Annotated in this window: 5 protein-coding genes; 2 read left to right on the top strand and 3 right to left on the bottom strand. The window is 70.1% G+C overall.

Annotated features, from left to right (window positions below; all coding sequences use genetic code 11):
• Positions 1-171: 171 nt before the first annotated feature.
• Both ACFVX6_RS07690 and ACFVX6_RS07685 read right to left on the bottom strand, forming a co-directional pair.
• Complete coding sequence (locus tag ACFVX6_RS07690; protein ID WP_389689001.1) at positions 172-1,626, bottom strand: MFS transporter; 1,455 nt, start codon at positions 1,624-1,626, stop codon at positions 172-174.
• Between the two features lie 123 nt (positions 1,627-1,749).
• Complete coding sequence (locus tag ACFVX6_RS07685; protein WP_389688999.1) at positions 1,750-2,529, bottom strand: alpha/beta fold hydrolase; 780 nt, start codon at positions 2,527-2,529, stop codon at positions 1,750-1,752.
• 284 nt (positions 2,530-2,813) lie between these two features.
• Here ACFVX6_RS07685 and ACFVX6_RS07680 point away from each other — a divergent pair, with 284 nt between their 5' ends.
• Positions 2,814-4,049: an acyltransferase family protein gene (locus ACFVX6_RS07680; protein WP_389688997.1), complete on the top strand. Its 1,236-nt coding sequence runs from the start codon at positions 2,814-2,816 to the stop codon at positions 4,047-4,049.
• Positions 4,050-4,074: 25 nt separating this feature from the next.
• Positions 4,075-4,929, top strand: a complete 855-nt coding sequence (locus ACFVX6_RS07675) for an NAD(P)H-binding protein (RefSeq protein ID WP_389688995.1) — start codon at positions 4,075-4,077, stop codon at positions 4,927-4,929.
• A 91-nt stretch (positions 4,930-5,020) separates the two neighbouring features.
• Here ACFVX6_RS07675 and ACFVX6_RS07670 read toward each other — a convergent pair whose 3' ends face one another.
• Positions 5,021-6,415 carry an FAD-binding oxidoreductase gene (locus tag ACFVX6_RS07670; protein WP_389688993.1) on the bottom strand — a complete coding sequence of 465 codons (1,395 nt, stop codon included), beginning with the start codon at positions 6,413-6,415 and terminating at the stop codon, positions 5,021-5,023.
• Position 6,416: the final 1 nt, after the last annotated feature.

Here is a 6,416-nt window from a genome sequence, read left to right as displayed (position 1 = left end):
CGTTGTGGCTGTCGCTACCGGCCCATCGGACCGTGCGGGCGAGCACGATCCCGCCGGTGGTGCGAGCCGTGTGGCAGCGCTCCATGCGCCGCTGCGCGCACGACGATGGCCGGTGCCTCCCGAGGGAGGACCGGCCACGGTCGTACGCGCAGGGGCGCAGCGCCCGGATGGTCAGACGGAGACCGACTCCACGGGCTTCGGGGACTCCGCGGTCGGCGTACCCGCTGCATCCTCCTCGGCGCGGCGGAAGTTGAGCGCGATGAGGATCGAGACGGCCATGGCGGCGGCCGCGATCAGCACGGCGGTGCGCAGGCCGTCCGTCGTCGCCGCCTGGGTGACCTCCTCGCCGGTGGTCGAGTTGGCGACGGCGACCAGGAGCGCCAGGCCCACGGCGCCGCCGACCTGCTGGCCGGTGGAGACGATGCCGGAGGCGATGCCCTGCTCCATCGGGTCCACGCCGGACGAGGACGCGGCGAACATGCTCGTGTAGAGCGCACCTTGGCCGAGGCTGAGCACGATCAGGCCGGGGACCAGGGCGACGTACGACGCCGACGGGTCCATCGCGAGTGCGAGCATCAGTGTGCCCACGGCACCCACGGCCAGGGCGCCCAGGATGGTGTTGCGGGTGCCGAAGCGGGTGGCGAGCCGGCCGCCGAGGGTGGAGCCGACCAGCCCCGCGACCATCGGAACCAGGAAGGCCAGGCCGGTCTGGAGCGCGCTGTAGCCGTGCACGCCCTGGAAGTAGATGGTCTGGAAGTACAGCAGCGAGCCGAAGGTCGCCATGAACATGAACGTGGTGGCCACACCCGCGGACAGGTTGCGGTTGCGGAACAGCCGCAGCGGCAGCAGCGGTTCGGGGCTGCGCGACTCGACCATCACGAAGACGGTGAGCAGCACCAGGGCGGCCGCGCCCGCACCGAGCACGGGGGTCGAGGCCCAGCCGGACTCCGGTCCCTGGACCAGGGCGAAGACCACGAGGGTGGCACCGGCGGTGCCGGTCAGCGCGCCCGGCACGTCGAAGGAGCGGCCGGCGGCGCGCTTGCCGTCCGGGGCGATCAGCACATAGGCCGAGGCGATGGCGATGACGGCCAGCGGGACGTTGACGTAGAAGACCGACTCCCAGCCGAAGGCCTGGGTCAGTACGCCGCCGAGCAGTGAGCCGAGGACCATGCCGCTGGCCCCGGCGCCCGCCCAGACCGCGAGGGCCCGGTTGCGCTCGCGGCCCTCGCTGAACGAGGTGATGACCAGGGAGAGGGTGGCGGGGAAGAGGAACGCGCCGCCCAGGCCCTGCACCGCACGTGCCGCGACCAGGAGTTCCGAGGTGCCGGCGAGGCCGCCGAGGAGCGAGCCGATGCCGTAGAGGGAGAGGCCGAAGACGAACATGCGGCGGCGGCCGAGCAGGTCGGAGGCGCGGCCGCCGAGCAGCAGGAAACCGCCGTAGATCACGGCGTAGGCGCTGACGACCCACTGCAGCGTCTGGGTGGAGAATTCGAGGCTTTCGCCTATTTCGGGCAGTGCGACATAGACGATGTTGTAGTCGAGCGACGTGATGAGCTGGGCCAGCGCGAGGAGCGCCAGGACGAGGGTGGGGCGACGGGACGTTCCCGAAGATGTGCCCGGTGACATGGGGGGATCCTTTCGGTTCCATCGGCTGAATGGGCTGTTGGGCCCACGAAAATGGCGGGGTCGGTCGTGACCGGCCCCGCCATTTAGTCGAGTGGAAATCAGGGGTTCAGGGGTGTGGGCACTTCAGGACTTGTGGATGAAGTCCTGAACCAGCTTGACGAATTCGGCAGGCTTCTCGTAGACCACCACGTGGCCGCTCTCCAGCTCGGCGTACGAGCTGTTCTTGATGGCGGCGTGCAGTTCGCGGGAGTTCTCCACGGGGACCGTGTTGTCCAGGGAGCAGCCGATGACCAGCGTCTCGGCCTCGATCTTCGGCAGCAGGTGCCGGATGTCCACGCGCAGGTTGAGGTCGATGTGACGCAGTGCGCCCTCGCTCGGCTGGTTGCCGGCGATGATGCCCTCGAGCTGCTCCCGGCCGACGTTGTTGAGGAAGGAGCGGCTGAACGCGGTCAGGGTGCCGAAGCGGCCGAACGCGTCCGGCTTGTCCTCCAGCGCACGCCACACGGTCATCAGGTTGCGCAGGTACTCGTCGTCGGGGGCGGCCCAGCCGGCCGTGAGGACCAGGCGGCGGACCAGGTCCGGGCGGGTGGCGGCGACGGTCGCGGAGACGACCGCTCCGAGGGAGAAGCCGACCAGGTCGACCGGGCCGTTGCCGGCCTCCTCGATCACACCGATCACCTGGGCGGCGAGCTGCTCCACGGTCAGCTCGGTGCCGTCGTCCTCGGTGGCACCGCAGCCGGAAAGGTCCGGCAGGAGCACGGTGCGGCTCCAGGCGAACTCGTCGGCGAGGTGGCCCCAGGTTCCCTGGGCCCCGAAGCCGGTGCCGTGGACGAAGAGCAGACCGGTGCCGGACCCGCGGACCTGGTAGTCCACGCGGGCGTCACCTGCGGACACGATGGGCATGTTTCTCCCCTTGATTGCGTCATTGCCAGTTTCACGATGCGCGCCGCCACCGCCAAGAGATGGGCAACGCCTTCGGAAACGTAAGGGGCGTAAAGGGGAGTGCGGGAGTTTCGTCCGGGCAATCTGTCAGGTCTGCGCCGGTCAGTGCTCACGGGAAGCTGCACGGTGGCCGCAGCTGACAGATTACGTCACCGGCCGTGCCGGGAATCCGTCGGAAGCAGTCTAATCAGCGACTGATCAATAAAGGAAACCGCGACTACTCCATTTCCAAGGATGGTTATTTCATGGCTTACGGCCAGATGATCGCGGAAGGACCGGCGGCCGGCACCGTCGAGGCTCCCACCGCGCCGACCGACCGGGGCACGCGTCCCGACCGGGGTACGAACCCGGAGCGCGGCCAGAGCCGGCTTCCCTCACTGACCGGACTCCGATTCCCCGCCGCGCTGCTGGTGTTCCTCTACCACGCGGCCCTGCCGATCCCCGCCCTGCGGCTTCTCGGCGAAGACGCGGACGTCATGGACTTCTACAAGTCCGCCGGGCAGATGGGCGGCCTCGGGGTCACCTTCTTCTTCGTGCTCAGCGGCTTCGTGCTGAGCTGGTCCGCCCGTCAGAAGGACACCGCGCGGGCGTTCTGGCGCCGCCGGTTCGTGAAGATCTACCCGAACTACGTGGTCGCCTGGGTGCTGGGCATGGTGCTCTTCGCCTCCGCCTACACGCCGGTCGGCACGTCGATCGCCAACCTGCTGATGGTCCAGGTGTGGTCGCCGGAGTTCAACACCTACTTCAGCGTCACCCCGCCCAGCTGGTCGCTGGGTGCGGAGGCGGTCTTCTACGCCGCGTTCCCCATGCTGAACAACGTCTTCAGGAAGATCCGGGACAGCCACCTCAAGTACTGGATCGCCGGCACCGTCGCGCTGGTCATCGCCACCCCGATGCTCGCCTACGCGCTGCTGCCGGACGCCCCCGGGATCCCCGGCGGCGAGGCCAGCTCCGTGGTGCAGTACTGGGTCACCTACGTGCTGCCGCCGGTCCGCATGGTCGACTTCGCGCTCGGCATGCTCGTCGCGCACGCCGTGCAGCGCGGCCGCTGGAAGAACATCGGCATGATCTGGTCGGGGCTGCTGCTCGTGGCCGGCTACGTCCTGACCGCGTACGTCCCCTACCTGTACGGACAGCGTGCCACCTGCATCATCCCGGTGATCCTGCTGATCGCCGCCGCCGCCACTGCGGACGTGGAGAACCGGTTCACCATCTTCCGCAACCGCACCATGCTCTGGCTCGGCGAGATCTCCTTCGCCTTCTACCTGCTGCACTTCGTGGTGCTCGCCTACGGGCGCAAGCTGCTCGGGACCGAGACCTACTCGGCGCTCACCACGACCCTGCTGCTCGCCGCCGCCGCGGGCATCACCGTCGTCCTCTCCTGGGCCCTCTACGCCTGGGTGGAACGGCCGTTGACCCGCCGCTTCGCCAAGTCGAAGCGTGCCCGCAAGACGTCAGACCGCGTTTCCGCCGGTGCCTGAGCACCCGCCGACATCAAGGAGCACCATGTCCAGCACGCAGATTCTCGTGATCGGCGCCACCGGTCAGGTGGGCCGTGAGGTCCTCTCCCAGCTGATCGGGGCGGGCGTTCCGGTCCGGGCCGGCGCCCGCACCCCCGCGCGCCTGGGCGCCCCGGAGACCGTCGAGGTGGTCGAGGCCGACCTCGGCCGGCCCGAGACGCTGCCCGCCGCGCTCGCAGGCGTGGAGAAGGTCTTCCTGTACGCCGTTCCGCAGGGGGTCGGCGAGTTCCTGGCGGCCGCCCAGCAGGCCGGGGTCAAGCACATCGTGCTGCTGTCGTCCCAGACGGTCACCGAGGCCTTCCCCGGTCAGGAGCCGATCACCGAGATGCACCGTTCGGTGGAGGCGGCGATCGTCGAGTCCGGCATCGCGTACACCTTCCTTCGCCCGCACAACTTCGCCTCCAACATCCTGATGTGGGGCTGGCCCGAGAGCATCCGGGCGGAGCAGAAGGTGCGCTTCCCCTACCCCGAGTCGCACAGTGACGTGATCCACGAGAAGGACATCGCGGCGGTCGCCGTGAAGGCCCTGACCGAGCCGGGGCACGAGGGGCAGAGCTACTTCCTCAGCGGTCCCGAGTCGGTGACGCAGCGCCGCCAGCTGGAGATCATCGCCGAGGTCGTCGGCAAGGAGCTGGAGTTCGAGGAGCGCACCGAGGAGCAGGCGCGTGCGGACCTCAGCGCGACCGTGCCGGCCTGGGTCGCCGATGCGGTGTTCGGCTACTGGTCCGCCTCCGACGGCGTACCGACGCACCTGTCGGACAACGTGGAGAAGATCACCGGGCGGCCGGCGCGGACGTTCGCCGAGTGGGCTGCCGATCACGCGCGGGACTTCACCGGCTGAGCTGAGCCGGGGGACACGCGGAGGGGGACGGACCGGATGGTCCGTCCCCCTCCGCGTTCTGCGTCTTCGTGCGGGGAAGCCTCGGCGCGGCTCAGCCCGCGGTCGGCTCGATGTTGTAGTTCACCCGGAACAGGTTCTCCGGGTCGTACGCCGCCTTGAGCGCCGCCAGCCGGGCGTGGCCGGACTCCGTGTAGGCGCTGCGGACCCGGTCGGCGCCGGTGTCGTCGATGCCGAAGAAGTTCACGAACGCCCCGCCGGTGCCCCACGGCTCCATCGTGCGGTGCAGCAGGTCGTGGGCCGCACGGATCGCGGGCAGCCGGCCGGGCTCCATGATCGAGGTCGAGAACAGCATGAACCCGGCGTCCCGGCCCGCGACCGCGCTGTCGGTGCGGGGCGGACGGGCATAGGCGCCTCCGTGGTGGCGGATCTCGACGAAGTAGGGGGCGTCCGCCTGCGGACCCGCCAGTTCGAGCAGGGCCTCGACGGCGACCGGGGGCAGCTCGCGCAGCGCCGTGTTCCGGTCGTACGCCGCCACCGGGAACGGCGGTTCGTGGTGAATGGAGCCGACTTCGAGGTAGGGCATCTTGGTGACGGTGTCCTGGAGGGCCGGCCCGAGGTCGCGCAGCGGCTGCACCAGGCGCTCGCCCTCGGCGTGGTCGCCGGACCAGGCGATCCGGATGTGGGTGACGTACCGGCCGCGCATCGCCTCGGGCAGGACCGGCAGGTCGGGGTAGCGGATCAGCTGGACGGAGGAGGACATCTCCTCGGGGACCGTTGCCGTCCACTCGGCGTAGGCGCGCAGGGCCGTGGCCGCCATGTCCGCGCCGAAGTAGAGCCCGCCGCCGTAGAGTTCGGCGACCGGGAACAGGTCGAGCTCCATGGAGACGACCACGCCGAAGTTGCCCTTGCCGCCCCGAAGGGCCCAGAAGAGGTCCGGCTCCAGGTCGGGGGTCGCCGTGCGGAGCCGGCCGTCCGCGGTGACGACGTCCAGGCTGCGGACGTGGTCGGCGGCGTATCCGTAGCGCCGGCCGAGCAGTCCCATTCCGCCGCCGACGGTGTAACCGACCGCGCCGACACCGGGGTTGGAGCCGTTCAGGGGCGCCAAGCCGTACGGCGCGGTCGCGGTGAGGACGTCCTGCCACACGGTCCCGGCCGCGACGGTCGCGGTGCGGCGCGCGGGGTCGACCTGCACTCCCGTCATCCGCCGGGTGCTGATCATCAGCTGGCCTTCGGCCGAACGGGAGATGCCGTGGCCGGTGGCCTGTACGGCGACGCCCAGGCCTGCCTCGGCCGCGTACCGGACCGCTTCCTGGACGTCGGCGGTGTCCCGGGCACGGACGATGAGGGCGGGCCGGTGGTCGAGGGCCAGGTTGTAGCCGAGCCGCTCCTCGTCGTAGCCCGGGTCCCCGGGGGTGAAGACCGGTGCGGCCAGTGCGGCCGGTGCGGCCGGTGCGGGCAGTTCCTTCTGTGCTTCCTGAGTGGGCACG

It is taken from the genome of Streptomyces sp. NPDC058289, from assembly GCF_042880975.1.
GTDB lineage: Bacteria > Actinomycetota > Actinomycetes > Streptomycetales > Streptomycetaceae > Streptomyces > Streptomyces stoeckheimensis.
This window is presented reverse-complemented; position numbering and strand designations above follow the sequence as displayed.